Raw genomic sequence first — 26791 nt, forward strand, 5'->3', positions numbered from 1 at the left:
CCGGGAATGGGCGTCAGCGAGTGCGGAAGGCGCGTTCGAATATCAACACCGCGCCGCCTCGGCGCGTTGGCAGCACCAGGCAGTGGCCAGACCGGCCCGGCGGGTCGGCCTGCAAAAACTGGAGGAAATCACGATGCGATCAGGGGCACAGCCAGAGTTTCTGGCACGCCCTGGCGATCACGTGCGCCGGCGGCACAACCGGCTCCTCGACGGAAGGCCGACGCGCCCGTTCGAGCAGCATGCGCACCTGTTCCGGGCGCACACGATCGCGCTCCATCACAAGCAGGACCATCGGATCGCTCAAAAGCTCGTCCAGGGTACTGATGCTGTCGTTCATCCGTCGTCTCCTCGAATGCCGGCCCGCACCGGTTAAATAGGGAGACAATGATGGCTCGCCAATGACGCTTTGCCGGCTTTCGCGTGACTGTTTCGGTTATTTCGTGACTGTTTCGATTAATTTTTGTCACGGTCACGTAATTTCACCCTTCTGTTGGCCCGCTTCATCCGGCACAGCTCATCGGTTTCGGCGCTCAAGCGCCGATCCACCTTCTTTCATAAGGCGGGAAGGGAGGCCGGAGACCTCAGGCAGGCGGCGCGCCTTCGTGCTGCGGCAAGCCGTCATCGAGCGCCACCCAGGGCTGCTTGGAGGCGGTCCAGATGTGCATCTGCGGTTTGAAGACGGATGGATCGTCGAGTGACCCGGTGGTGACGCCTATAATGCCGGCGGCATCGCGCCGCGAAAACATCGTCGTACCGCAGCTTGGGCAAAACCCGCGTTTAATATCCGGCGAGCTGTTCGCGGTCGCCAACGGCCCTTCGACCGTCACATCGTCGATGCGAAACAGCACACGCGCATTGAAGGCGGCGCCGATCGCCTTTTGACAAAGCCGACAATGGCAGATGCGTTCGTTGACGGGCTCGACGTCGGCGCGATAACGCACCGCCCCGCACAGGCATCCGCCCTGATAGTTAGCCATTGCCGTATCCATTCCCGAGAAGATTTGATGCGAGACTATCGAGGCCGGATATCGGGTCAATTCAAAAGCATTGATACGATCCCATCGACTGCAGCGATAAAACTGCCGGCCGCCTCGAGGGAGACCGCCGGCAGCCAATGCCGGCAAGCTATTCGGTTTCGCCGACCACCTCGTCCCAGCTCTTCACCTTGGTCTCGCCGTTGAGGAACGGCAGCGCGGCGGCCGTCAGCTCTGGAGCGAAGAAGACGTCGTAGTGGGTGCGATTGGGCAGGATCGCCAGGCGGTTCCGCGACAGGTTTTCACGCATCCAGCCCGCGTCCTTCAAACCGCCGCCGAGCATCTGGTAGAACTTGATCTCGTGCTCGGGCTTGTACATGTCGCTGTCGCCGTAGGCCAGCATGACCGGCATCTTCAGCTTGGGAACATCGGCCGAGTAGTCGTAGTTCTGGCGCATGAAGTTGCCGAGCGTGTCGAGCAGCTTCGGGAACTCCTCGGGATGCGGCGCCACGGCGACGTAGGATTTGTACATCGGCGTGTCCTTCATGAAATCGGCCGCTGCCGCGCTCACTTGCGCCTGCTGCGGGCGCATCTCGTCATAGAAACCGTCGGCGGCATAGCCGGTCGAGACCAGCACAAGCCGGCGCACCGTTTCGGGGTGCTGGACGGCCATCCGGAAGGCGACGCCGCCGCCCAGAGAATAACCCATGACGTCGACCTCGCCGTAACCAAGCCGTTTGACGATATCAGCCATGTCGTCGCCCATCGCCTCCAGCGTGAACGGCCGGTCGCCAAGCGCGGTGCGGCCATGGCCTTGCAGGTCGACGGTGATGACAGTGCGATGTTCGGCAAGCTTCGGCAGAATGGGGGCGAACATGTCCGCTGTGCCGAGACCGCCATGCAGCAGAAGCAGCGGCTCGCCTTTGCCGTGGACGGCATAATAGTAATTCAGGCCGTTGATCGGCAGCAGGCCGGATTTTTCCGGCTTCGGCGGTGTCTTCGCTTCGGTCGTCATGGCAGATTTTACCTCGTTTGCGTTGGCGATGCCCGGACAGGCGAGAAGCGCCGCGGCCGAAGCAAGAATGGCGAAAAGCAGGGCTTTGGACATATCAATCTCCTCCAGTCTGTCCGTGTGTCGGTGCGTTCTTGAGCTGGCTGGTGCATCGGCCCCAACCCGCGCGAAAACCGATCGAGAATATTGGTCTGACCGGCTTCCGTCCCAAGGACGAACCAGCGAAATGCAAACCGACATCATCAAGGAGAAATTCTGGGGCTTTCCCGTGGATGAGGACCAACGGCGAAATCGAGGACGCGTCAGTGGCGCTTGGCTTGCACCAGATAGGCATCGATCTCGGTCTCGCCGAGCCACTTGGCCGCTTCCAGCCGATGCAGGCCTTCTACCAGGATATGACGCTTGCCGTCGTGACGGACCTGGATCGGCATCTTCATGCCATTTTCCAGAATGTCCTCGGCGAGATGACGGACCGTCTCGGGATGCAGCGTCTTCTTACGCGCCGTCGGCACGTAGATGTCGTCGACCTTGACCTTCTGCACTCTGAGCATGTCGACCCCCCGGGCGGAACGCCGCCTTGTCCTGAGATAGTCGCTTTGTTGACGAGGGCCAAGGGCGTGGCGACGAATAGGGCGGAGGCAACCGGGTTTGTCTGCCGCCGCGCAGTCGATATTGCGTATCAGCCTTTGTAGATACGGTCCTCGAGCGGCGTCTCGGCAATCAGCGCCTGCAGCCCTGACAGCAACGCCTTCTCGGCGCGGTTCATCGCCTTGTCCGGATTGACCAGCAGGAAGATATCGATGGCCGGCGGCGCATCATAGGGCGGCAGCCGCCACAGCGCGCCGTCGGCCACATCGCGCCGCGCCACATGCAGCGGCAGCGGGCCGATGCCGAGCCCGGCGACGATCATGCGCCGCACCTCCTCCAGGCTCGACGAAACGCCCACGACATCGGCGTTCAGCCGTGCTTCGCTACGCAACAGTGCGACCGGCCGCAGCGCATCCGAAATATGGTCGGTCTGGAACGATACTGACGGCTCGTCGCGGAGATCGGCGAGCGTCAGTCCGGTTTGCCCATAGAGCCTGTGCCGCGGCCCGCAAAAGAAGCCGAAGAACTCGCGATAGACCATGTCGTATTGCAGCGCCGGATCGCGCTGGCTGACCAGGCAGACGCCAAACGAAGCACGGCGCTCCCTCACCTGCTTGGCCACTTCGATGCTTGCCGCGACCGAAATGGTGATGCTGGCGCGCGGATAGTTGCGGTGGAATTCCGACAGCGCCCGATCGAACAGCGGCGAGACCACATGGCTGGCGGTCGCGATCATGACGTGGCCGGTGACATCGTCGCTGATGCCGCGCATCAAGAGCGGCAGCTGCGATATGGTGCCGAACACCTCGATGCTCTGCTCGTAGAGAAGCCGTCCAACCTCGGTGAGCTCGAAGCGCGTCGCATCGCGTTCGACCAGCCGCCGGCCGACCCGGTCTTCCAGCCGCCGCAGCGCATTGCTGACGCTTGGCTGCTTGAGGTTCAGCCTCTCGGCGGCACGCGTTATGCTCTTCACCTCCGCGATGACGACGAATGTCCGCAAAAGGTTCCAGTCCAGATCCCAGACCAGCCGTTCGGGGCGCGGCAATGCCATTTCTGATATCTATGCTCCCTATTTCCATTATCTATTTGCGCAATGCTACCGCAAAGGCAATCATTGCCGTCAGGAGTGCGCCCCAACGCCTCCCAAGAACAAGCCTTCGCGCTCCATCCAGAGGACAGGTTTCAAATGAACAAGGTATTTTCCGGCATTGCCGTCGCGGCGCTGCTGTTTGCGTCTTCCTTCGCTAACGTGTCGGCCAGGGCCGATGACCTCGAGAAGGTCAAGGCGGCGGGCGAATTGAAGATTTCCATGAGCGGGCAGTATCCCCCCTTCAACTTCGTCAACGACCAGAACGAGGTCGTCGGCTTCGACGCCGATATCGGCAAGGCCGTCGCCGAGCGCATCGGCGTCAAGGGCACCATCATCACGACCGCCTGGGACGGCATCATCGCCGGCCTGCTCGCCAACAAATACGACACCGTGGTCGGCTCGATGACGATCACGCCGGAGCGTGAGAAGGTGGTCGATTTCGTCGGCCCCTACTACCACGCCGGCCGTGCGGTTTTCGTCAACCAGGATTCCAAGGTGCAGAGCCTCGACGATCTCAAAGGTAAGACCCTTGGCGTGACGCTCGGCGAAACGCATGAGAAATGGGCGCGCCAACAGGGCGGCTGGGACATCCGCACCTATAAGGGGCTGCCGGAATTGCTGCTTGAGCTGAAGGCGGGCCGCGTCGACGCCATCGTCGTCGACAACATTCCGGTCATGGTCGCCGTCAAGGAGACCGGCGAGAAGGTACGCAAGCTCGACACGCCGGGTATCGAAGGCGGCAGCGTCGCCATCGGCATCGCCATCCGCAAGGACAATCCCGAGCTCAAGGCCGCCATGCAGAAGGCGCTGGACGGCATGATGGCCGATGGTACCTACGAGAAGATATCGATGCACTGGGTAGGCAGCGACATCCGCTAACTTCGCCAGGCTTCGGCGGTCCAGGCCGCCTGAAGCCGAAAGCCACTGCGCCGGGCCATTCCATGGATTTCTCCTTGATGCAGCGCGTCTTCCCGTTCTTCGTGGAAGCCGCCTTGGTGACGCTGGAACTGACAGCGCTGGCCCTGGTTCTGGGGCTGGCCGTGGCAGCACTGGCCGCGACCGCAAGAATGTCGAGATCGGCGGTCCTGCGGGCCATCGGCACGCTCTATGTGAGCCTGTTCCGTGGCACACCGTGCCTGATCCAGCTCTTCGTGCTCTATTTCGGCGGTCCGCAGATCGGCATCAATCTGGATCCGTTCGCGGCCGGCGTGATCGGCCTCGGCCTCAACATCGGCGCCTATATGGCGGAGTCAATCCGAGGCGCGGTGGTGGCGGTCGACCGGGGCCAGACGGAGGCGGCCCGCACAATCGGATTCGGCCGGTTCCAGACCTTGCGCAAGGTCGTGCTGCCGCAAGCCGCCCGGCTGATGATCCGCCCGCTTGGCGTCAACACGGTCGCGCTGTTGAAAGGCTCGGCCCTGGTGTCCACCATCTCGGTCGTGGAATTGACCTACACCGCCCAGCGCTTCATCGGCTCCACCTACAAGCCGTTCGAGATCTTCGGCGTCGCGGCCCTGCTCTACATGGTCATGGTCTATGCCGTCGCCCGTATCGTCGACATGCTCGACAAGCGCTTCGCAATCATCTGAGGGGCGGAAAACAATGCAAGGCCTGGATTTCACCGTCGTCGCGCCCTACTGGGATCTTCTGCTGACCGGCGCCTGGTGGACATCAGTGCTGACGGTCTCGGCTGGAGCGCTTAGCTTCGCCGGCGGCATCTTCTTTGCGGTTGTCGTACTCTACGCGCCGGCAATCCTGGCCTACCCCGTGCGCGCCTTCATGTGGGTGTTCATGGGCACGCCGCTGCTGTTGCAGCTCTTCCTGATCTATTTTGGCCTGGTGCAGGTCGGCATCGACATCCCTGCCCTCGTGGCCGGCATTGTCGGCCTTGGACTGCATTTTGCCGTCTACAATGCCGATGTCATCCGCGCGGGCATCGTGGCCGTCGATGTCGGCCAGACGGAAGGTGCACGCAGCATCGGCTTCGGCAAGTGGCAGACGCTGCGCCATGTCGTGATACCGCAGGCCATCCGCAACACGGCGCCGCCGATCGGCAGCAATTTGATCGCGCTGTTGAAGGAATCCTCCATCGTCTCGGTCATCGGCATTGCCGAGCTGGTTCACTCGGCGCAACTGGCGATCAGCGAAACGTTTCGCCCTTTCGAATTCTACATCACTGCCGCCGCGCTCTACTACATTCTCAACCTCGCGCTCGAAGCGGCCCTGCATAGGTTCGAAAGACATGTGGAGGTTTCCCGATGAGCACGCAGCGGCCGATGGTCGAGGTCCGCGGCGCACGCAAATCGTTTGGCGCCGTCGAGGTCCTCAGAGGTATCGACCTATCGGTCGAACGTGGGCAGATCGTCGCAATCATCGGCCCGAGCGGCTCCGGCAAGAGCACGCTGCTGCGTTCCATCAACCATCTCGAGGGTTTGAACAGCGGTGAGGTCTGGCTGGACGGCCTGCAGGTCAACCAGAAGCTGCATGGCCAGGCGTTCGAAAGGCACATCAACAAGGTGCGCCAGCAGATGGGCATGGTGTTCCAGCACTTTAACCTGTTCCCGCATTTGACCGTGATCGAGAACATCACGATGGGGCCGGTGATCCTGAAAAGCATGCCGAAAGCCGAAGCTCGTGCGCTGGCGCTTGGTCTTTTGTCCAAGGTCGGGCTCTCCGACAAGATCGACGCCTATCCCTCGCGTCTTTCGGGCGGGCAGAAGCAGCGCGTCGCGATTGCCCGCGCGCTGGCCATGCAGCCCAAGGTGATGCTGTTCGACGAGGCCACCTCGGCGCTCGATCCGGAGCTGGTCGACGAGGTCAACGCGGTGATGAAGCAGCTTGCCGCCGAGCACATGACCATGCTCATCGTAACGCACGAAATGCGCTTTGCCGGCGAAGTGGCCGACAGGGTGCTGTTCATGGATGGCGGCGTGGTGGTGGAAGAAGGCCCGCCGGGCGACATCTTCCGCGCCCCGCAAAAAGAACGCACCCGCACCTTCCTCAAGAAATACCTTTCCGCCTGAGTACGACGATGACCAGATTGACCACTGAATTCCCCGATTTCGGACTGACGCCGGAGCAGCGCCGGCACGCAGTGCGCGGCCACTATTATGAGTGGCCGGGCATGGATGGCGAGCGCGGCGAAATCTGGTGCTACAGCGACCGCTTTTCCTACCGCGCCGGCGAGACAGTGACGCTGCATGTCAGTTCGACGGCTCCGTCCTTCAGCATGACGATCGTCCGCGACGGCGGCACCGAGACAAAGGTGTTCGAGAAGTCCGGCATTGCGGCGCGTTGGCAGGAAAGTCCAGACCAGTGCTCGGCCGAAGGCTGCGGCTGGGAAGCCTCGTTCGAATTCAGCGTCGGCAGCGACTGGCCGTCCGGCGCTTACCGGGTGACGCTGACTGCTGAAGGCCGCGACGGCAAGCCGATCCAATCCCATCATCTTTTCATCGTCGCGCCCCTGCCCGGCAAGAAGCCAGGCCGTGTGCTGCAGGTGGCGGCGACAGGCACCTGGCTCGCCTACAACACCTGGGGCGGCTCCAATCACTACCAGGGCATCACCGGGCCGGACCGTAACGAATATTCTCCGATCGTCTCGACGCAGCGCCCCTGGTGCCGCGGCTTCGTCGTGCTGCCCAAGGAGGCGCCGCGTGTGCCGTTGGAAGTCGCGGTGCCGCCGAAGACAGTGCCGCGCTATCCACACATGGAATGGGCGCTCGCCACCGGCCATTCGAAGAAATACGCATCGTCGGGCTGGGCGAGCTATGACAGCCACTTCTTCCGCTTCGCCGAACGGGCGGGCTACGCCGTCGATCTCGCCAGCCAGCACGATCTGCATTTCTCGCCCGACATTCTCGATGGCTACGACTGCGCCGTCTTTGTCGGCCATGACGAGTACTGGACCTGGGAAATGCGCGATGCGGTCGACAGCTACGTCGAACGTGGCGGCCATGCGGCGCGCTTCGCCGGCAACTTCATGTGGCAGACGCGGCTGGAGGATGAAGGCCGGCGGCAGGTCTGCTACAAATACCGCGCCCGGGCCGAGGACCCCGCCTATCGCGGCGGCGACGTCACCCGCGCCACCAATTCCTGGGAGGCGCCCGAGATCGGCCGGCCGGGTTCGGCGACCTTCGGGCTCAACGCCACACGCGGCCTCTATGCCGGATGGGGCGGCTGCGCGCCACGCGGCGTGCGCGGCTTTCCCGTGTATCGGCCCGAGCACTGGGCCTTTGCCGGAACCGGCATCTACTATGGCGACCTGCTTGGCGCCGACAGCCATGTCTATGGCTATGAGGTCGACGGGCTGGATTTCGAAATCCGCGGCGGCCTTCCCTACCCGACCGCGACCAGCGGCGCACCGGACGGCTTGCAGGTTCTCGCCGTCGGCATGGCCAGCCAGGTCGAGGAAAGCGCCGATATCCCGATCGAGGATCAGTTTCTCACCGACGAGGATGGTCGCTTCAGCGCCGAGACGCTGTTCGGCGATCGGAGCGACGCCAATCTGGAAAAAGTCAAACGCGGCAACGGCATGATCGTCAATTTCCCGCGCGGCAAGGGCGAGGTCTTCCACGCCGGAAGCTGCGAATGGGTCGCCGGCCTGCTGAGGCAGGACCCGATGGTCGAACGCGTTACCCAAAATGTCCTCGATCGTTATCTCGGAAAGTCCTGACATGTCGAAAGCCCAGACCGCCGCCCCGGACATTGACGCCCGGCGCCAATCGCATCTGTTCTACCTCTCCAGCCTGCGCCGGCCGCTGATCGACCGTGCCGAGGGCATCTATATGTGGACGCAGGACGGCCGCCGCTTCATCGACGGATCAAGCGGCCCGATGGTCGCCAATATCGGTCATTCCAACCGCAATGTGCTCGACGCCATGAAGCGGCAGATGGACCGCGCCACCTTCGCCTACCGGCTGCATTTCGAGAACGAACCGGCAGAAGAGCTGGCGCGTGAGCTGGCCGGCAAGCTGCCCGAAGGCATGGATCGCATCTTCTTCGTCTCAGGCGGCTCGGAAGCGACCGAATCCTGCATTAAGCTGGCGCGGCAGTGGGCGGTGGCCACCGGCCAAGCCAGCCGCTGGAAGGTGATCACGCGCTTCCCCTCCTATCACGGCGGCACGCTGGGTTCACTGTCGATCACCGGCGACTACGCGCTGGCCGAGACCTTCACGCCAATGATGCGGGTGATGCCGACCGTGCCGGCACCGGCGGCCTGGCGCAACCGCGACAATCTCTCGATGGAACAGCGCGGTCTCCGCTATGCCGACATGCTGGAGGAGAAGATCCTGGCCGAGGGGCCGGAGAGCGTGGTCGCCTTCATCATGGAACCGATCGGCGGCGCGGCGACAGCGGCGCTTGTCGCGCCGGACAGTTATTATGGGCGCATCCGCGAAATCTGCGACCGCTACGGCATCCTGCTCATCCATGACGAAGTGATGAGCGGCGCCGGCCGCACGGGAAAATTCCTCGGCGGCGACCATTGGAACTGCAAGCCGGACATCGTCGCGCTATCAAAAGGCCTGGGATCGGGTTACGCGCCGCTCGGCGCGCTGGCGGCGCCGATGCGGCTGGTGCAGCCGCTGCTCGCCTCCGGCGGCTTCCAGCACGGCCATACTTATGCCGGCAATCCGCTCGCCTGCGCCGCAGGGCTGGCCGTGCTCGGCGAAATGGACCGCCTCGACCTGATCGCCAATGCCGCCGCCATGGGCGATGTGCTGATGGACGGATTGCGAGAGCTAGCCAAGCGCTTCCCGTTCATCGCCGACGTGCGCGGCAAGGGCCTGCTCACCGGCGCCGAGATGCTTGCCGATCCCGAAACGCTGCGGCCGATCGACCAGAGCAGGAAGGCGACGCAGCGCCTGCTCGACCTCGCCTATGAGCGCGGGCTGATCATCTATGGCCGCAAGGTCAAGGGCGGTGTCGACGGCGACAATTTCATGGTCGCACCACCGATGATCGTCACCAGCGAGCAGGTCGGCGAGATCATCTCCATCATCGGCGACTCGCTCGAAGTTCTGGCTGCCGAACTCGACCTTCCGGTCGAAGGCCGGGGATAAAACAATGGCGCCGAGAAAGGTCATCATCACCTGCGCCGTCACCGGCTCGGTGCATACACCGTCCATGTCGCCTTATCTGCCGGTAACGCCGGACCAGATCGCGGCGGATGCCATCGCCGCGGCCGAGGCCGGCGCCTCGATCCTGCACTTGCATGCCCGCGACCCAAAAGACGGACGGCCTACGGCCGATCCGGACGTGTTCATGCAGTTCCTGCCGCGCATCAAGCAGGCGACGTCGGCGGTGATCAACATCACAACCGGCGGCTCCTCCCTGATGACGCTGGACCAGCGGCTGGCGGCACCTTTGCGGGCCGAGCCCGAAATGTGTTCGCTCAACATGGGCTCGATGAATTTCGCGCTGTTCCCGATGCTCGACAAGCCAAGGGAATGGCAACACGAATGGGAACCGAAGCTGCTGGAAGCCACACGCGACACGATCTTCAAGAATACCTTCGCCGATATGGAGGGCGTTCTCGAGAGACTGGGCAAGGGCTGCGGCACGCGTTTCGAATTCGAGTGCTACGATGTCGGCCATCTCTATTCGCTGGCGCATTTCCGCGACCGGGGGCTGGTGTCGGGGCCGCTGTTCATCCAGTTCGTGCTGGGTATTCTTGGCGGCATTGGCGCCGATCCGGACAATCTCATCCACATGAAGCGCATCGCCGACAAGCTGTTCGGCGACAGCTACCAGTTCTCGGTGCTGGCCGCGGGCCGCCACCAGATGCCGCTGATCTCTATCGCCGCGGCCATGGGCGGCAATGTCCGTGTCGGGCTCGAAGACAGTCTCTACGACGGCCGCCAGCTGGCGAAATCCAATGCCGATCAGGTGCGCCGTATCCGTGGCATTCTCGATGGACTGTCGCTGGAGGTTGCCACCCCGGCCGAAGCACGCGACATGCTGGCGCTGAAGGGTGGCGACAGGGTAGCGTTTTAATGCGACTGGCTGAGATGATAGTGCTCCGTCACACCTTGGCTCCCTGCTTGCCATGACAAGTCCGGAAAAAATCCTCCTCCGCCCCGGACGAATCGAAGACGTCGAAACCATCCATGCCGCAATTCTGAAGCTCGGCACCCATATCGGCGCGCCCGAAGAAATCGTCTCAACGCCAGACGATCTCAGGACCTGGGGCTTTGGCGAAAGACCTGCCTTCTCGACCCTGATCGCCGAAGTCGATGGCGAATTCGCCGGACTGTGCCTCTATTTCCCGATCTTCTCGACCTGGATGGGGCGGCCCGGCGTCTATGTGCAGGACCTCTATGTCGAGGACCGGTTTCGCGGTCGCAGGATCGGCGAGCGCCTGCTGCGGCGCGTCGCGACCGAGTGCCGCAAGCAAGGCGGCGCTTATCTCAGATTGTCCGTCGATACCGACAATGAGAGCGCAAAGGCCTTTTATGAAAGGCTGGGCATCGCCTGGTCGAGCTACGAGCAGACGCAGAAGATCATCGGCGACGCTTTCTTCGCCTTTGCCGACGCGCCGGAGGAAAAAGAATGAAAGCCTTCTACGCGCAGGAGCAGAAGCGCCACGACCCCAAGGCTTTCCTTTCCAGCGGCGCCCCGCAGCCCAATCCCGAAAAGCCGGAGCGCGTCGAGAGATTGTTAGCAGGCGCAAAATCGGCCGGCTGCACGATCGAGCGGCCGCGCAATCACGGACTTGGTCCGGTCGCGGCGGTGCACACGCCCGAATATCTCGATTTCCTGGAGCATATCTACACGCGTTGGCAACGCATCGAGGGTGCCTCGGCTGAAGTGATCCCCAACATTCACCCGATCGCGCGCAACGGCTCCTATCCGGCCTCCGCGGTCGGCCAGGCTGGGTACCACATGGCCGACACGGCCTGCCCGATCTCTGGCGAGACCTGGCAAAGCGCGCTGTGGAGCGCCTGGAGCGCGGTCGAGGCGGCGGAAGCGGTGATGGCGGGCGCGCCGGCCACCTATGCGCTTTGCCGCCCCCCCGGTCACCATGCGTTCGCCGACGTCGCCGGCGGCTTCTGCTTCATCAACAATTCGGCCGTCGCAGCACAGGTACTGCGCCGCCAAGCGGCACGGGTTGCGATCCTCGATGTCGATCTGCATCACGGCAACGGCACGCAAGGCATCTTCTATGCGCGGCCCGACGTGCTCACCGTGTCGCTGCATGCCGACCCGGTGCGCTTCTATCCGTTCTTCTGGGGACATGCCGACGAGCGCGGCGAAGGCCCCGGTCTCGGCTATAATTTCAACCTGCCCTTGCCACGCAAATCCGCCGACGCGGCGTTTCTGGAAGCGCTTCAGGTGGCGTTCCAGCGTATCCGCGCCTTCGCGCCCGACGCGCTGGTCGTGGCGCTCGGGCTCGACGCATTCGAGGGTGATCCGTTCGGCGGGCTTTCGGTGACGACGCCAGGTTTCTCGCGCATCGGCGAAGCCATCGCCAAGCTCGGCCTGCCGACGACAATCGTTCAGGAAGGCGGCTATCTCTGCGACGAACTCTGTGACAACCTCACCGCTTTCCTGACCGGGTTCGGCACCAAGGCACGCTGACAGGTCGAGCTGCGCCTGAGACCTCCATCGGTCAGAGCGAGAGCGGGAAATTTTCCACGCAATGTTTCGATCGGAAAATCCACCATCGTCTCCATCGCGCTGTTATTCCCAGATAATTCAACTTCCGAGTCGATCAAGGACAGGGATTGCCGACCCGCTGATGAATGGCGTCCACTGCCTTCTGCATCTCTTCGGTCCAGACAACCTCCACTGAAGACAGCGCCATTTCCAGCTGCGAAATGGTCGTCGCGCCAATGATGTTCGACGTGACAAAGGGCCGGCTCGATACATAGGCGTTGGCGAACAGCGCCGGCTCCAGGCCGAAGGAGCGCGCCAGCTCGTTGTATTCAAGCTGCGCCTCGGCGGCATTGGGGGTCTCGTAACGCTGGCCGCGGTTGAAGAGCTGCGAGCGCGACCCCTGCGGGCGCGCGCCGTGATCGTATTTGCCTGAGAGATAGCCCTGCGCGAGCGGCGAATAGGCAAGCAGCGAGACCTCTTCGCGATCGCAGACTTCGGCGAGGTTCACCTCGAAGGTCCGGTTGACCAGATTATAGGCGTTCTGGATCGAGGCGACCCGTGGACCAATAGCTTTGTCAGCCTCTGCAATGAAGCGCATGACGCCCCAGGAACTCTCGTTGGACAGGCCGAAATGGCGGATCTTTCCGGCCTTCACCAGGTCATCGAAGACGGCAAGCGTCTCCGCGATCGGCGTTTCTCCGGTCGGCGCCCCGACGGAATCAGCGCGGCGCGCCACGGCCCCGACGCGCGTCGGATTGGCGCCCCAGGGTATGTCCCGCTCCGGCCAGTGGATCTGGTAGAGATCGACATAGTCCGTGCCGAGCCTGGCCAGGGACTTGTCGACGGCATCGAAGATATCGGCGCGCACCAGCTGCGACGGCCTGTCGCCGCGAAACCAGCTGTTTGCGGTGCGACCGACGACCTTGGAGGCGAGTATCACCTTGTCGCGGTTGCCCTTTGCCTTCATCCAGCTGCCGATGATCTTCTCGGTCCGCCCTTGCGTCTCCGCCTTGGGCGGGATCGGGTAGAGCTCGGCAGTGTCGATGAAATTCACCCCGCGCGAAAAGGCCAGGTCCATCTGGGCGTGGCCGTCGGCTTCGGTGTTCTGCTGGCCCCAGGTCATCGAACCGAGGCAGATCTGGGTGACAAGAAGATCGGTCCGACCGAGACGGCGTTTGTGCATGGAAGTGTGCTCCGGCGGGAAAAGCTTGCGCGGCTGCGCGGGGAAGGAATTTTCATCCTACAAGAAAGCAGAGGCGCTCTCCAAGCCTCGGCAAACCGACTTTTGCGTGAACCAGACTGCGCTAGCGGCGAGCCCCTGCCAGGGCGCGCCGCTTGGCCTCGTCGATCAGCATGTTAGCCACCTGCATGCGGATCATGGCGCGCTGGCGCAGGTGCGGCGCGACGCGATCGGGATGGTTCGAAAAGGCGAAGCTGCGGCGCATGCGGCCAAAATCGGCGACAGCCTTAGGCGTGTCCAATCCCAATTCCACGGCAATCGATTCGGGATCGATCGGCGGCAGTTTTTCTTCGGGCCTTGTCTCTTCGCCCGCAAGTGCCAGCTTCGCATGATCGAGCAGGGCCGCGAATTCTGCGGCGAGATCCGCGCCTGCCTCGCGATATTCCGTGGCAAATCCGCTGCCAGAAACCTTGATGCGGCCCGAATGGAGCTCGTCGGCGACGGAAAGATAGTCAAACGGAATCGACGGGCGAGTGGCGGCCTCTTCGCCTCCCCCGTCCTTGTCGGAGGCAACGAAGAGATCATCGAGCAACGAAGCGAAATCCCGCTTGGCGCTGGTAACGATGTCAGCCTCCCCAGTCTCACGGTGTGTCCGAGACATCCACCTTAGGGTCCGCTCGTTAAAAATGCATGCCGCCGATTTTAACAATTGAAGGTTTACGGGGCTGGACCACGCCCGGTCAGTCACAAAAAGCCGGACTGCGGTTGGTGCAGTCCGGAATTCGCCAGAAGCGGCGAGGAAAAACCGGCCATGTGCCAGCAACAGGGATACGATTCGCGATCTGCGAAAGTTTCAGGCGATGCAGGATCATGGCAGAAAATTTTGCTGAGCATGGCAGGCATGCAAATGCTGCACTGCACAATTGTCACGAATCCCCTATACTCGGACGCTGGGAGGTCCACAGGGGCCTGGATTATGGGGTTCTTCACTGAAATGTTCGCACGGCCACGGCCGCAGGAACATCTGCGTTATCGTGCCGCGCTCGCGCTGCTGCATTCCATGAGCAATGCGGACCGCGCCGACATCGGCATCAAGCCCGCCGATTTCCCGCGCGTCGCCCGCGAAATGTCCGTCCGCTAGTTCGGCCAGCCAGGGATATTCCGGCTCCGGCCGGGCACCCCCTTGAAGGCGTGATCCGTCAACGCGAGCCCAGGAACGTTGCCTTGCCCAGCGGCACACCATTATGGCGAAGAATGTCGTAGGCGGTGGTGAGGTGGAAATAGAAGTTGGGCATGGCCAGATGCAGGAGGTACTGCAGACCGGCCATCGAAACCTCGCGCCCGCCGAGCCTGACCTCGACAATTCGCTCGTCCGAACTTTCCAGATCGGCCGCGGAGAACGTCGCCAGATGGTCAAGCGTCTTGGCGATGCGCGCCTGCAATTCGGCAAAGCTCGCCTCGTTGTCCTCGTATTTGGGAACCTCCCGGCCGGCGAGCCGCGATGGGGCTCCCTTGGCATGGTCGGTGGCGATCTGCACCTGCCTGGTCAACGCGAACATGTCGGGCGCCAGCCGCGCCGTCAAGAACACCTGCGGGTCGATCTTGCGCTCGCCGGCGTTCTGTTCGGCCGTGGACAGCACGCTGGACAGCGCTTTCAACCGGGCCGAAAACACAGCCACCGATACTTCATACATGGATAGGGTCACGCAATTATCTCCCGGGGCAGTTGAAGCGCCGCGAGCGCGAACTAGCGCCTTCCCGGGCGATTCTTCAAGCGATACCCGCAAGGCGTCACCACGTCGCCGCAATCACCGTGGTAGAATCTCCGTTACCGCGTGGAGATTGCCGATGAGACACGCTTTTCTCGCAGCGACTGCCTTGTTCTCCCTTGCCTCGATCGCCCAGTCGGCACCTGCCGACGAGGCGCCCTACGTCGATGACAGGTCGAGCGCCGAGGCAGTTGTCCGCTCGCTCTACAGTGCCATCAACCGGCATGAATTCGCACGTGCCTGGGGTTATTATGGCGATACCAAGCCGGCCAAGGACTTCGACAGCTTCGTCAAGGGCTATGACGGTACCGACAAGGTGGATGTCAGGACCGGCGCCGTATCCAATGAGGGCGCGGCAGGCAGCATCTACTACAGCGTGCCGGTCGCCATCCAGGCAACCGACAAGAAGGGCGAGGCGAAGGTCTTTGCCGGCTGCTACACACTGCGCCAGGTCAATGCCCAGATTCAGGCGCCGCCATTCCAGCCGATCTTCATCGACAGCGGAGCGCTGAAGCCGTCGAGCGCGGATTTCGAGGAGGCTGTGCCGGCTAGCTGTGGCGACGGCCCGCCACCGCCGAAGAGGGATGCAGCGCTGGAGCAGGCCAAGAAGGCTTTCCTGGCCAGCTATAGCGACCAATGCGACAAGGATCTCGCGGCCAAGGAGCCGGAGATTTTTTCCATCAAATACAGGGACAAGGATGCGGCGGCCGGCGATCCCGACAAGGAAACGCGCCTGTTCCATTTTTCCTGCTCGGCGGCCGCCTACAATGAAAGCTCGATCTACTACATGACCGACGAGGCGAACGGTGTCAGGCAATTGCAGTTCACCGAACCGGAGATGGACATCCGCTACGTGAACAACGACAGCGAAGGCATGGTCGAATCCATGCACATCGTCGGCTTCCGGACCACTGGCTGGGCGACCAATTCCAGCTACGACCAGGACGCCCACACGATCACCACCTTCAACAAGTGGCGCGGCGCCGGCGATGCCTCGTCAGCAGGCACCTATCTGTTCCGCAACGGCGATTTTTCGCTCGTCCAGTACGACGTCGACGCCTCCTATGACGGCGAGGAAAACCCGCAGACGGTTGTCGACTACAACACCGCTCCCTGAGCCGTGCGGCGTCCGATCAGGGCGCCTTCGACAGCATCCAGTTCAACGCGCCGCGCCAGTCGACCATGCGGATGGGGGTGCCGTGCGTGCCCGTCTCGAAGCGCACGAAGCGGGTCGGATAGGCTTTCGACTTGGCGATGATGGACCGGAAGAAGGCTTCCTGGTTTGCCACGGGAAAGACCACGTCATGGCTGCCCTGACCGAAGAAAACCGGCACGTGGCGCCTGAAGGCAGGGCTGGAGAAGAAACTCTCGTCCCACAGCGAGCCAAGCAGCAAAAGCCCACCGATTTGCCTGCCCGTGTCCGTGCGGGCGGCAAGCTTCCAGCACAATGCGCCGCCCATCGAGCCGCAGGCGACGACGATCTTCGCGCCCGGCGACTGTTGCGCATAGTGATCGATCAGCGCCGCGACCTGTGCCGCGCCCTTGTCGCCGAAATCGGGGAAGTCAGGGCTGAGATAAAGGCCGCCATTGCCTGCCATCAGGTTTTTGATGCGGTTGAAATTGCCGCCGAAAGTGAAGTCATCGACACCTTGCTTGCGGCTGCCGCCCTGCCCGTGCAGGTAGAGCACGATGACGGAAGCCCCTTGCGTCTTGCCTACGGCGATGTGCCGGACGTCGCCGGCATCGGTTTTCAACAGCAAATCCTGCTGCACCTTGCGCACACCGGTATCGGTATACTGTGCATGCACGCGCTTTTCCGGCACCTCGTCGCGCTGGTTGATGTCGCGCATCTCGCGGTAGTCGATCACCGTGTAGGCGCCGTCTGACGAGAGCGTCGCGGGATAGGCGAACAGATCGTCCTTGAAGGGTTTTAGTTGGAGAGCAGAGGCCTGGGCAGCAGAAAACAGGAAAAATATCGAAATCAGAAAGGCAGAGAGCGTGAGCACCCCCCTCTGGCCTGCCGGCCATCTCCCCCTCAAGGGGGGAGATTGGCAGTTTCGGCGGGGGCGCCCTTCTGCCGGCCGTCGAGATTGGCGAAAGCCGAAATGATGTCCAATCTCCCCCCTTGAGGGGGAGATGGCCGGCAGGCCAGAGGGGGGTAGAAGCGTTGACATTAACGAAATGAAACCGGAAGCCATACCGCAGGCTTGCGTAATTCGGCCCGGGTTTGTCAATCCTGCAGCACGCCGCCGGCGCCTTCCAGCGCCTCGCGAGTGTCGACATCGACGGACGCGCCCTCGCCGATCTCTACATCGACGACGTCAAGTCCTCCGGCCTCGACCAGATGGCGTGCGCCGGTATCACCTTCGAGATGGGCGACAGCCGGGAACAGCGAGCGCGGCAGAAGTACCGGGTTGCCGCGTTTGCCAAGGTGCGAGGCGCGGACGACCAAATTGCCTCCCGCCCCGCGAAACGCATCGATCAGCCGGTCGAGATCGCCGGTCGAGACACCCGGCATGTCTCCGAGAACGATCATCGCACCGGCGGCATCTCCCGGCAGATAGGCCATACCGGCTTTCAGGGAGGTGGAGAGCCCATCGGCAAAATCGGGATTGTCGGCGAAAGTCACGTCCAGGCCCGATAACGCGCCGCGCACCCGCTCACGCTGGTGGCCGGTAACGACGATCGTGCCCGAAGCTTTCGAGGCGAGCGCACGCTCTGCTGTACGGCGGACCAACGGTTGGCCGTCGAAAAGCGCCATAAGTTTGTTCGGCCCGCCCATGCGGCTCGAACGGCCTGCCGCCAAAAGCACGATCCCGACCTTGAGCCGGCTTACGGCCGGCAGCGGTTCGCGCGGCTGCGGGCGTGTCGGGATTTCCATCAGCAGGCCGCCGACGCCCATACCAGCGATGTCGGTCGCCGTTACGTCGAGGCCGGCGATCAGCCGGTCGAGCACCCAGTCGAAGCCATTCTCCTTGGGGCTGCGGGCGCAGCCCGGCGCGCCGATGATCTGCTTGCCGGCGAGCCTGCCGAGCACCAGTAGATTGCCGGGGTCGACCGGCATGCCGGCGCGGATGACAGTACCGCCCGCTTCCTCGATCGCGGCCGGAACGACGTCGGCGAAATCGCTCATGGCCGAAGCGCCGAAGATCACGACAATATCGTTATCGCGCGCCAGCGAGGCGGCCGCCTCGGCAACCGGCGCAACCTCGTGCGGCGTGCGGCGCTCGGCCGTCAGCCGCCCGCCCGAACGCGCCAGCCGTGCCTCGGTGACGCGCAACGTCTTATCGAGCACGCTCGGCTTGACGCCCGGCAAGACGGTCTGGATGACACCGACACGAATGGGCCGATAGGCATTGACGGCAAAGATCTCGCCGCCGGCGCAGATTTCCAGTACGGCATCGACCAGCGCCGACCCGACGGCGAAGGGAATGATCTTCACGGTTGCCACCATCTGGCCCTTTTCGACCGGCGCATGCTGGCCAAGCGTGGCGATGGTGATGGTTGGATCGACGGCATTGATGGCGTCGATCATCGCGCTGTTGACGGTGAAGACGCCAGCGGCTTGGGCATGGAGGTTGACCCGCCCGGTCGCGGCAGGCTTGGCCTCTACGTTGCGGTGGCGCATACCGGTCGCGATCCGTTCGGCGGCGGCGTCTTCGCCCAGATCGCCGGGAGAAAGCACGGCCGCGACGACTTCGCTGATGCCCGCCGCTTTCAGCACCCCGACATCCTCTGCGCTCAGCCGATGCGCTTTGCGGAAACGTCGCTCGCCGACCGTCGTCGCGTGCGCAAGCATGACGCCTTCGGCCTGTTCGATAGGAACCGGGCCGAATTTCACGCCGCGGCGTCCCTGGCTTCAAGGCCGCGCGAACGAAACGCGTGAATGACCTGCGCCAGCACGGCGACGGCGATCTCGGCGGGGCTGGCCGCGCCGATGTCGAGACCGATCGGCGCCCGGATGCGGGCGATCTGCTCGGAACTGGCGCCCAGTGCCAGCAGGCGCTCGACACGCTTGGCATGGGTTTTCCTGCTGCCGAGCGCCCCGACATAAAAGCATCTGGCGTCGAGCGCCGCTTTCAACGCGAAATCGTCGATCTTGGGATCGTGGGTGATGGCAGCGACTGCCGTGTAGCTGTCGAGTGGCTGTCGTTGCAGGACCTCCTCAGGCCATTCGGCGTGCAAAGCGACATCGGGAAAGCGGTCCGACGTGGCAAAAGCCGTGCGCGGATCGATGATCTCGACTGGATAGCCGGCGATCCTGGCCATTGGCGCCAGCGCCTGGCTGATATGCACGGCACCGATCACCACCAGGCGAGGATGCGGCAGATGCGCGTTGAGAAAAAAGGTCCGCCCTTCCGCTTCGACCGAGCCGGAATTCCCGGTGCGGAACGCCTTGCTGATCGCGGCACCGAGATCGCCGGCGACCGGATCGCCCTCGCGCACGACACGGTCGCGGCCGTCACCAAGATCGGTGACCAGGATCGCGGCGCGGCGCGCGCGGCGCTCGGCGTTGAGTGTTTTCAGCGCATAGGGATCCATCGAAGATCAGCCTAGCCTTTCCACATACACTTTGATGCGGCCGCCGCAGGAAAGGCCCACCTGCCAGGCGGTCTCGTCGGCGACGCCGAATTCCAGCATTCTGGGCTTGCCGGTGCCGATGACGTCCATGGCATCCGTCACCACGGCGCCTTCGACACAGCCGCCCGAAACCGAGCCGTGGAAATTGCCGTCGGCGTCGATGACCAGATGGCTGCCGGCCGGGCGTGGCGCGGAACCCCAGGTCTCGACAACGGTCGCGATGGCGACATCCTTGCCGTCCTTCATCCAGCCTTCCGCGATGATCAGCGGGTCACGGGCCTCGTCGAGATAAATGCTGTCGCTCATCGTTGCTTCTCTCAGGGTCTGTTTTTCCCGGAAATATGTGTCTTCAGCAGCATATGGCTACGCGGCGCGCCTCGCGCCACCCTCCATCCATCGCCGCGGATCGACGGCATATCCAGGCTTCCGGTCCAGCGAAGCGCAGAGATCGGCAAGCGCGTCGAGATTGTGCACGGCACGGAATTCATCGACATGCGGCAGCATCGCCCTGACGCCGCGGGCGCGCGCCTGGAAACCGTCGAAGCGCAGCAAGGGGTTCAGCCAGATCAGCCGCCGGCAGGATTTGTGCAGACGCTCCATTTCCTCCGACAGGCCGTCGACCTCGTCTCGCTCCAGCCCGTCGGTGATCAAAAGCACCACCGCGCCCTGTCCTAGCACGCGCCGCGACCATATCAGGTTGAACTCGGCCAGCGTGTCGCCGATGCGCGTGCCGCCCGACCAGTCCTTGACCGCGGTGGAACAGTCGGCCAGGGCGGCGTCGGGATCGCGATGGCGCATCTGTCGGCTCAGATTGGTGAGCCTGGTGCCGAAAACGAAAGTGTGCACGCGCCGGCGCTTTTCCGTCAGAGCATGCAGGAAATGCAGGAAGATGCGCGTGTACTGGCTCATCGAACCGGAAATGTCGGCAAGCACGACCAACGGCGGATACACTTCGCGGAGCGAGCGGAATTTCGGCAGGATCAGTTCGCCCCCAGTGCGTGCGGCCGAGCGCATCATGGCACGCGGATCGATGCGGCGACCGTGCGAATCGGCCTTGAAACGGCGCGTCCGCACCATATCGAAGGGCAACCGCAGTTCGGCGATCGCTTTCCTGGCGTCGGCCATCTCGGCGGCATTCATCTGAGCGAAATCCTTGGCCCTCAGCACCTCGTTGCCGGAGAAAGTAAAGCGCGCGTCGACCTCGATCTCGGGGATTTCCTGCGCCGGCTGGTTCCTGCTGTGGCCTGCGAACATGGCCTGGCTGACACGGCTTTCGGCCGCGCGTGGCTTCTGCTTCTCCCTGGTATCGGGCGCCACCGGCGAAAGCATCGCCAGCATCTTTTCGATCAGCTCACGCGACTTCCAGAATAGCCGGAAGGCCTCGTCAAAGATGGCATGGTCCTCATGCCGCGACACCAGCACGGCATGCAGCGTCCAGTAGAAATCGTCGCGCGCGCCGATGCCGGTGGCAAGTACCGCCTCGATGGCATCCTTGACCGAGGCCGGACCGACGCGCATGCCTGATTTGCGCAAGACACGGGCGAAATAGACGATGTTGTCGGCGATGTGACCGTCGACAGTCGCCTCCCTGGGTTCCGCGCGAGGCATGGCCATGAGCCCTACTCCGCCGCCGAAAGCTCGGCCTTCACCTCGTCGAGGATACGCCGGCCTTCGCCCTCGCCGATGCGGGCAATGTCGTCCTGGTATTTCAGCAGCACGCCGATCGTGTCGGAGACGGTTTCCGGGTCGAGCGCGACCTTGTCGAGTTCGGTCAACGCGCCGGCCCAGTCGATGGTCTCGGCAACGCCCGGCATCTTGAACAATTCGATCTGGCGGAGCTTCTGAATGAAGGAGACCACCTCGGCCGAAAGCCGGCTGTTCGCCTGCGGCACCTTGCGGCGCACAATCTCCAACTCCCGCTCGGCGCTGGGATAATCGACCCAGTGATAGAGGCAACGCCGCTTCAGCGCGTCATGGATTTCGCGGGTGCGGTTGGTGGTGATGATGACGATCGGCGGCTCCTCCGCCCTGATCGTGCCGAGTTCGGGCACCGTCACCTGGAAATCGGAAAGGATCTCGAGCAGGAACGCCTCGAACGCCTCGTCGGTACGGTCGAGCTCGTCAATCAGGAAAACCGGGGCGGCGCCGGCCTTGCCGGTCAGCGCATCGAGCACCGGACGGCGTATCAGGTATTTTTCCGAGAAAACGTTGCGCTCCATGTCGGAGCGGTCAACCTTGCCGGCCGCCTCCTCCATGCGGATCTCGATCATCTGCGCGGCATAATTCCACTCATAGACGGCGGACGAGACGTCGAGACCCTCATAGCATTGCAGACGGATCAGCCGGCGGCCGAGCGCCTCTGCCAACACCTTGGCGATCTCGGTTTTGCCGACGCCGGCCTCGCCCTCGAGGAACAGCGGCCGCTTCATGCGCAGCGACAGGAAAAGCACGGTGGCCAACGACCGGTCCGCCACATAGTCCGCGCCGGTCAAGAGATCGAGCGTCTCGTCGATCGTCCGCGGCACGGGGCGCGGTTTTAGCTCGGTCATTCCTTCTCCGTGGACGCCTCTGCCCCGCTTTCCAAAACGTGGTAGCCGCGGGCGTGATAGATCAGCGGCCGCAAATTATCGCCCATGCGCAGGCCTGTCACCTTGCCAAAAAGCACACGATGGGTGGCCAGGTCCTTGGTGTCGATCAGTTCGCAGTCGAACACGGCGAGCGCGCCCTTCAAGGTCGGCGCGCCGGTGGAGATCACATCCCACTCGCCGAGCGCGAAACGTTCCTCGACCGGCAGGCCGGTGATGCCGGAAAAGCCGATCGACAGCGGCTCCTGGTGCGAGGCAAGCGTGTTCAAGGCAAACCTGCCGTTTTTCACGAACGGCTCGTTCTTGGGATTTTCACGGTTCAGGCAGACCAAAATGGTCGGCGGCGTATCGGAAACCGAACAGGCGGCGATGACCGTCGCGCCACGCTTGCCGGCCGGCCCGTCGGTGGTCACCACATGGACGTGACCGGCAAAATGGCTCATCGCGTCGCGATAGGCCTGCGGTCCTATGTCGTTCTTCTTCAACACCGGAGATTTTCCATAGCCTGAACCCTACCGCTATATATGGCTAGATATGACATGCCACAAGCGAAGTGCTTGGCCCATATCCCGAAATTCGCGTGTTGCGCCAAGACCGGGCAGCCTTTAGGTCTTGGCGGGAGTGGCTCCGGGACCATCCGGGCTCGCTTGGAGGAAGTCTTCGACAGGATGCGACCCGGGGCAACGATATCTGCTGCGCTGGCCTGGCTGCTGCTAACCGGCGCCGCCAACGCCCAGACGCTGCTCGTCGGTGTTGCCGCGCCGCTCTCCGGATCCTCGGCGATCCTTGGCAGGCAGATCGAAGCCGGCGCGGAAGTGGCGGCCCAGGCGAACGGCATCGAGCTCAAGACCATCGACGATGCCTGCACGGCCGATGGGGGTGCCGCGGCAGCCCGGGAATTCGCGACCGCCAAGGTCAATGTCGTCGTGGGATTTCTCTGTACGGAAGCGATCGAGGCGGCGATGCCGATCTTGAAGGACGCAGGCATCGCCGTCATCACCGTTGGCGTGCGAACCGAAAGCCTGACTGACCGTCGTCCCAAGACCGGCTGGCCGGTCTACCGGCTCGGACCGAGGGGCGACGACGAGCGCAATGCCGTCGCCAACACCCTTACCCGGCTTTGGCAGAACGAACTGTTCGCCGTCATCGATGACGGCACCATCTACGGCCGTGAGATCGCCGAGACGTTGCGGGCGGCGGCCGAACAGGCGGCGCTGAAGCCGGTGTTCGTCGATACGTTCCGGCCGCAGCTCGACAACCAGATCGGTCTGATTGGCCGGCTAAAGAAGGCCGGCGCAACCCATGTCTTTGCCGGTGGCGACGGCGACGACATCGCCATCATGGGTCGCGACGCAGCGCAACTCGACGCCGGCATCGTATTCGCCGGCGGCGAGAACCTGCGCACGCCGCCCGGAGCGGTGCCCTATGCCACGGGAACACTGATGATCGCTCCCCCCGAATGGGCCGATGTCGCCGATCCCAAGGTGCTCAAGGCGTTCGCCTCGCAAAAGATCGTGCCGGACGGCTACACGCTGCCGGCTTATGCGGCGGTAGAAACCGCCAAGGCGGCGATGGCGGAAGCGGCAAGCTCCGGCAGGCCCCTTGCGGAAGCGCTCATCGGGCATGATTTCACCACGGCGATTGGGCCGGTGCGCTTTGATGCGAAGGGCGACCTCAGCCGGAATCCGTACCGCGTCTTCCGTTTCGATGGCGCCCGCTTCGTACCGCTGGAAAGCAACTGATGTTTCGCACCGGCCCGCGCAACCTGATCACCGATGTCGCCGGTCTCAGCGTCGGCAATGCCTCCGATGCCCGACTGAAATCCGGCGTGACGACGGTCCTTTGCGACGAACCGGCCGTAGCCGGCGTCCAGATCCTGGGCGGTGCGCCGGGCACGCGCGAGACGGACCTGCTCGAACCCCACAATTCGGTTGAGACGGTCCATGCCGTGGTGCTGTCGGGCGGGTCGGCTTTCGGCCTCGACGCAGCGTCCGGCGTACAGGCAGCACTGCGCGAGCGTGGCATCGGCTTCGAGGTCGGCGGCTTTCGCGTGCCGATCGTGCCGGCGGCGATCCTGTTCGACCTGCGCAATGGCGGCAACAAGGACTGGGGCCGCTATCCGCCATACCGCGACCTCGGCTACGAGACGGTGCAGGCCGCCGGTTCGGATTTCCAGATCGGCACGACCGGCGCCGGCACCGGCGCGCTGACCTCCGGTCTCAAGGGCGGGCTTGGCTCGGCTTCGACGCTGCTTGAGAATGGCGTCACCATCGGCGCGCTGGCGGCGGTCAATCCGATCGGCTCGGTGACCATCAGCCGAAGCCGCCATTTCTGGGCGGCTCCGTTCGAGATCGGCGATGAATTCGGCGGGCTTGGCTATCCCTCGCCAATGCCGGACGACGCCAAAAGCATCCTCTTGAAGTTTCGCGACAAGACGTTCACGGGCAAGGCGGATGCCGGCGGCAACACCACCATCGCCGTTATCGCCACCGATGCCGTTCTCACCAAGGCCGCCGCAAAGCGCCTGGCCATGTCAGCGCATGACGGTTTCGTGCGGGCCATATGGCCGACGCACACGCCGGCCGATGGCGATCTGGTCTTCGCGCTGGCGACCGGCAGGAGCGGTATCCGGCTCGAAGCCGACGCGGCAATCGACCTTTATGCCGCGGCAGGCGCCACGATGGCGCGCGCCATCACGCGCGGCGTTTTCGCCGCGACGCCCGCCGAGGGCGATCTGTTTCCGGTCTGGTCTTCGCGCTGACTTATACGCGATCAGGTGGGGTCGGACTTTTCTTCCTCGAAAGTGACCGCGACGTCGGAATTCGCCGACAGCCAGACCTTCTTTCCCTCGACCTCCGCGACAAGGCTCAGGGGAATGAAATGATGGTGCCCCTTATGCGTGCCCATACCGCTGTCGGACTTGGTCAGCTTGATCCGCTGCCCCTCGACTTTGTCGACCGTGCCGACATGAACGCCATCGGCACCGATCACTTCCATATGCTCACGAATTTTGCTGGTGTCGGTCATGGTGGTTCTCCATTGGGACTGCCGACAATAACAGACGAGGCCGCGATTGGATGCATGGCGCTTGCTTTATCGGGCAGCGCGACGCCGGTATCTTGTCGTGATAGGGAATGGCGATATCGTTGGCCGGCGGAAAACCTCATGCAAAACCTTCTTCTGTTTGCCGTTTGCCTGCTTGCGCAGTTTTGCGCAGTCGTCGCCGCCCGGGCCGGGGATGTCGCCGAGCTTGAAATCCTGGGCTTCACCAAGGACGGCGGCATCTTCGCGTTCGAAGAATATGGCGTGCAGGATGGATCGGGATTTCCCTACGCCAATCGCTATTATATCGACACCAGCAACGACAGCTTTCTCCAGGGAACGCCTATTCGCGTCCGGCTCGACGACGAGAACGCCACGTTGACGGCGGCTCGTATTCAGGCCCGCGAGAAGGGCGAAGCGGTCGTCAGCCAGGCGGAGTTGGCCGCGAACAAGGGCATCACCGCAGGCTTCAACCCGGTAACGGAGATGTCCGCCGACCCGCATCGGATGGCGGTCAATCCGCGTCCGATCTTCTCGCCAGTCGACCAGCCGCTCGAGTTCCGGCTGGACGAGATCGGCATGAACGAGACTAAGGGCTGCGAGAGCCAGGGTGAGATCAATGGCTTTCGGCTGCTGCGCGTCGAGGCGCAAGCCGGCGGTACGACGAAGTTGTTGCACGAGGACAAATCGATCCCCAAGAGCCGGGGTTGCCCGAACGGCTACCGCATCGGAGCCGTGCAGACATTTTCGATGGACAATCCCAGCGCCTATGCGGTGCTGATCGCGGTGCGCCAATATGGCTTCGAAGGCCCGGACTATCGCTGGATCGCGGTGACCGGCCGCCTGTGACACCGCTCGTCCACCCCGCCAGGCGTCATCGCGCCCTGGGCCGCCTCCGCGGCGCCATACCAACGCCGGGCACGGCGCTGCTCGGCGCGCTGCTTTGGGCCGCCACGATGGGCGCCAGCGCGCTCCTCAACCTGTTGCTGGAAAGTTGGGTGACGCCAGATAAAATCCGCACCGTGACGCTGCTGTTTGCAGGCGGCGGCGCTCTGGCCTTTCCTGTTGGCCTGTTCGCGGCACGGCTGGTCTCGCGCGGAAGGAGCTGGGAAGTCGCCTTCGCGGCGGCATTCGTGGGTCTCGCCGCCGCGACGATCGGCCTGACCGCCGGGCTGTATGCCTTGCAATACCGGTCCTACTATGCCGCATGGCATGCACCCACCTTCACCCTCACCTGGGGGCTTCAGTTCGTCTTCACGATGGCGGTGGCGCTCTACCAGTTCGTGGTGCTGGGCATCAGGCTCTATTTCCCGATCGGGTTCCTCGCCTTGTTTGCCGCCAGCCTCTGGTTTGCGCGGCGGCGGCGTTGAGCATT

The 26791-nt window shown here is 63.3% G+C and carries 31 protein-coding genes; 15 read left to right on the forward strand and 16 right to left on the reverse strand.

From position 1 onward, the window contains the following. Positions 1–139: 139 nt before the first annotated feature. The 5 genes from FJ942_RS13440 to FJ942_RS13460 form a co-directional block, all read right to left on the reverse strand. Positions 140–337 (reverse strand): hypothetical protein, encoded by a 198-nt coding sequence (locus tag FJ942_RS13440; protein ID WP_140493757.1) that lies wholly within the window; start codon positions 335–337, stop codon positions 140–142. A 244-nt stretch (positions 338–581) separates the two neighbouring features. Beyond that, complete coding sequence (locus FJ942_RS13445) at positions 582–977, reverse strand: GFA family protein (RefSeq protein ID WP_140517705.1); 396 nt, start codon at positions 975–977, stop codon at positions 582–584. A 148-nt stretch (positions 978–1125) separates the two neighbouring features. Continuing rightward, positions 1126–2082 (reverse strand): alpha/beta hydrolase, encoded by a 957-nt coding sequence (locus FJ942_RS13450; protein ID WP_140561001.1) that lies wholly within the window; start codon positions 2080–2082, stop codon positions 1126–1128. 206 nt (positions 2083–2288) lie between these two features. Further along, entirely contained in the window at positions 2289–2537 is a 249-nt protein-coding gene (locus tag FJ942_RS13455; RefSeq protein ID WP_006206067.1) for a ParB N-terminal domain-containing protein, read from the reverse strand. Between the two features lie 128 nt (positions 2538–2665). Continuing rightward, entirely contained in the window at positions 2666–3625 is a 960-nt protein-coding gene (locus FJ942_RS13460) for a LysR family transcriptional regulator (protein WP_140896734.1), read from the reverse strand. A gap of 135 nt (positions 3626–3760) precedes the next feature. Between FJ942_RS13460 and FJ942_RS13465 the strand changes: the two genes are divergently transcribed. From FJ942_RS13465 to FJ942_RS13505, 9 genes are all read left to right on the forward strand, one after another. Further along, the gene (locus FJ942_RS13465; protein ID WP_140650685.1) at positions 3761–4543 is read left to right on the forward strand and encodes an ABC transporter substrate-binding protein; all 783 of its coding nucleotides are present in this window, start codon (positions 3761–3763) and stop codon (positions 4541–4543) included. Between the two features lie 62 nt (positions 4544–4605). Continuing rightward, a complete protein-coding gene (locus FJ942_RS13470; protein WP_140517677.1) occupies positions 4606–5253 on the forward strand; it encodes an amino acid ABC transporter permease in 648 nt (215 codons plus the stop codon). A gap of 13 nt (positions 5254–5266) precedes the next feature. Continuing rightward, entirely contained in the window at positions 5267–5926 is a 660-nt protein-coding gene (locus FJ942_RS13475) for an amino acid ABC transporter permease (RefSeq protein ID WP_140650691.1), read from the forward strand. Next, positions 5923–6687 (forward strand): amino acid ABC transporter ATP-binding protein, encoded by a 765-nt coding sequence (locus tag FJ942_RS13480; RefSeq protein WP_140493771.1) that lies wholly within the window; start codon positions 5923–5925, stop codon positions 6685–6687. The genes FJ942_RS13475 and FJ942_RS13480 overlap by 4 nt, the downstream gene beginning before the upstream one ends. A gap of 8 nt (positions 6688–6695) precedes the next feature. Next, positions 6696–8336, forward strand: a complete 1641-nt coding sequence (locus FJ942_RS13485) for a N,N-dimethylformamidase beta subunit family domain-containing protein (protein ID WP_140493773.1) — start codon at positions 6696–6698, stop codon at positions 8334–8336. Between the two features lies 1 nt (position 8337). Continuing rightward, positions 8338–9723 (forward strand): aspartate aminotransferase family protein, encoded by a 1386-nt coding sequence (locus tag FJ942_RS13490; protein ID WP_140897941.1) that lies wholly within the window; start codon positions 8338–8340, stop codon positions 9721–9723. A 4-nt stretch (positions 9724–9727) separates the two neighbouring features. Beyond that, positions 9728–10657, forward strand: a complete 930-nt coding sequence (locus FJ942_RS13495; protein WP_140637925.1) for a 3-keto-5-aminohexanoate cleavage protein — start codon at positions 9728–9730, stop codon at positions 10655–10657. A gap of 52 nt (positions 10658–10709) precedes the next feature. Further along, positions 10710–11216, forward strand: coding sequence for a GNAT family N-acetyltransferase (locus FJ942_RS13500; protein WP_140517682.1), 507 nt, complete (start codon positions 10710–10712; stop codon positions 11214–11216). Beyond that, complete coding sequence (locus FJ942_RS13505) at positions 11213–12241, forward strand: histone deacetylase family protein (protein WP_140897943.1); 1029 nt, start codon at positions 11213–11215, stop codon at positions 12239–12241. Before FJ942_RS13500 ends, FJ942_RS13505 begins: the two co-directional genes overlap by 4 nt. Before the next feature lie 133 nt (positions 12242–12374). Here FJ942_RS13505 and FJ942_RS13515 read toward each other — a convergent pair whose 3' ends face one another. Both FJ942_RS13515 and FJ942_RS13520 read right to left on the reverse strand, forming a co-directional pair. Next, positions 12375–13442: an aldo/keto reductase gene (locus FJ942_RS13515; RefSeq protein ID WP_140517684.1), complete on the reverse strand. Its 1068-nt coding sequence runs from the start codon at positions 13440–13442 to the stop codon at positions 12375–12377. A gap of 121 nt (positions 13443–13563) precedes the next feature. Then, positions 13564–14031: a hypothetical protein gene (locus FJ942_RS13520; protein ID WP_140494990.1), complete on the reverse strand. Its 468-nt coding sequence runs from the start codon at positions 14029–14031 to the stop codon at positions 13564–13566. Between the two features lie 219 nt (positions 14032–14250). On the opposite strand from FJ942_RS13520, the gene FJ942_RS28510 reads away from it, so the two are divergent. Further along, entirely contained in the window at positions 14251–14580 is a 330-nt protein-coding gene (locus tag FJ942_RS28510) for a hypothetical protein (protein WP_181169915.1), read from the forward strand. A gap of 58 nt (positions 14581–14638) precedes the next feature. Here the strand turns inward: FJ942_RS28510 and FJ942_RS13530 are convergent, their stop codons facing one another. Further along, positions 14639–15145 carry a DUF1993 family protein gene (locus FJ942_RS13530; protein WP_140656037.1) on the reverse strand — a complete coding sequence of 169 codons (507 nt, stop codon included), beginning with the start codon at positions 15143–15145 and terminating at the stop codon, positions 14639–14641. Between the two features lie 142 nt (positions 15146–15287). On the opposite strand from FJ942_RS13530, the gene FJ942_RS13535 reads away from it, so the two are divergent. After that, positions 15288–16325 carry a DUF1176 domain-containing protein gene (locus FJ942_RS13535; RefSeq protein ID WP_140656039.1) on the forward strand — a complete coding sequence of 346 codons (1038 nt, stop codon included), beginning with the start codon at positions 15288–15290 and terminating at the stop codon, positions 16323–16325. Between the two features lie 16 nt (positions 16326–16341). Here the strand turns inward: FJ942_RS13535 and FJ942_RS13540 are convergent, their stop codons facing one another. From FJ942_RS13540 to FJ942_RS13575, 7 genes are all read right to left on the reverse strand, one after another. Further along, positions 16342–17184 (reverse strand): alpha/beta fold hydrolase, encoded by an 843-nt coding sequence (locus FJ942_RS13540; protein WP_140564733.1) that lies wholly within the window; start codon positions 17182–17184, stop codon positions 16342–16344. A gap of 254 nt (positions 17185–17438) precedes the next feature. Then, complete coding sequence (locus FJ942_RS13550) at positions 17439–19049, reverse strand: molybdopterin-binding/glycosyltransferase family 2 protein (RefSeq protein ID WP_140880400.1); 1611 nt, start codon at positions 19047–19049, stop codon at positions 17439–17441. Then, on the reverse strand, positions 19046–19750 hold the full coding sequence (locus FJ942_RS13555; RefSeq protein WP_140880399.1) for an XdhC family protein: 705 nt from the start codon (positions 19748–19750) through the stop codon (positions 19046–19048). Before FJ942_RS13555 ends, FJ942_RS13550 begins: the two co-directional genes overlap by 4 nt. Positions 19751–19756: 6 nt before the next feature. Then, on the reverse strand, positions 19757–20095 hold the full coding sequence (locus tag FJ942_RS13560) for an XdhC family protein (protein ID WP_140493798.1): 339 nt from the start codon (positions 20093–20095) through the stop codon (positions 19757–19759). A gap of 57 nt (positions 20096–20152) precedes the next feature. Continuing rightward, entirely contained in the window at positions 20153–21403 is a 1251-nt protein-coding gene (locus FJ942_RS13565) for a VWA domain-containing protein (protein WP_181165115.1), read from the reverse strand. Positions 21404–21408: 5 nt separating this feature from the next. Continuing rightward, a complete protein-coding gene (locus FJ942_RS13570) occupies positions 21409–22338 on the reverse strand; it encodes a MoxR family ATPase (RefSeq protein WP_140493800.1) in 930 nt (309 codons plus the stop codon). Beyond that, positions 22335–22862, reverse strand: a complete 528-nt coding sequence (locus tag FJ942_RS13575) for a flavin reductase (RefSeq protein ID WP_140493802.1) — start codon at positions 22860–22862, stop codon at positions 22335–22337. The genes FJ942_RS13570 and FJ942_RS13575 overlap by 4 nt, the downstream gene beginning before the upstream one ends. 180 nt (positions 22863–23042) lie before the next feature. On the opposite strand from FJ942_RS13575, the gene FJ942_RS13580 reads away from it, so the two are divergent. Next, on the forward strand, positions 23043–24116 hold the full coding sequence (locus FJ942_RS13580; RefSeq protein ID WP_140897945.1) for a branched-chain amino acid ABC transporter substrate-binding protein: 1074 nt from the start codon (positions 23043–23045) through the stop codon (positions 24114–24116). Further along, positions 24116–25135 (forward strand): P1 family peptidase, encoded by a 1020-nt coding sequence (locus FJ942_RS13585; protein ID WP_140897947.1) that lies wholly within the window; start codon positions 24116–24118, stop codon positions 25133–25135. The genes FJ942_RS13580 and FJ942_RS13585 overlap by 1 nt, the downstream gene beginning before the upstream one ends. An 11-nt stretch (positions 25136–25146) precedes the next feature. Here the strand turns inward: FJ942_RS13585 and FJ942_RS13590 are convergent, their stop codons facing one another. Next, positions 25147–25401 carry a DUF2171 domain-containing protein gene (locus FJ942_RS13590; protein ID WP_140493808.1) on the reverse strand — a complete coding sequence of 85 codons (255 nt, stop codon included), beginning with the start codon at positions 25399–25401 and terminating at the stop codon, positions 25147–25149. Positions 25402–25539: 138 nt separating this feature from the next. Between FJ942_RS13590 and FJ942_RS13595 the strand changes: the two genes are divergently transcribed. Together FJ942_RS13595 and FJ942_RS13600 are read left to right on the forward strand one after the other, a co-directional pair. Next, positions 25540–26265 (forward strand): DUF2259 domain-containing protein, encoded by a 726-nt coding sequence (locus tag FJ942_RS13595; RefSeq protein ID WP_140493810.1) that lies wholly within the window; start codon positions 25540–25542, stop codon positions 26263–26265. Beyond that, positions 26262–26786, forward strand: coding sequence for a hypothetical protein (locus FJ942_RS13600; protein WP_224519150.1), 525 nt, complete (start codon positions 26262–26264; stop codon positions 26784–26786). The genes FJ942_RS13595 and FJ942_RS13600 overlap by 4 nt, the downstream gene beginning before the upstream one ends. The last annotated feature ends 5 nt before the right edge of the window (positions 26787–26791 follow it).

This window comes from Mesorhizobium sp. B2-4-2 (assembly GCF_006442845.1).
In the GTDB taxonomy this organism is placed as follows: Bacteria; Pseudomonadota; Alphaproteobacteria; order Rhizobiales; family Rhizobiaceae; genus Mesorhizobium.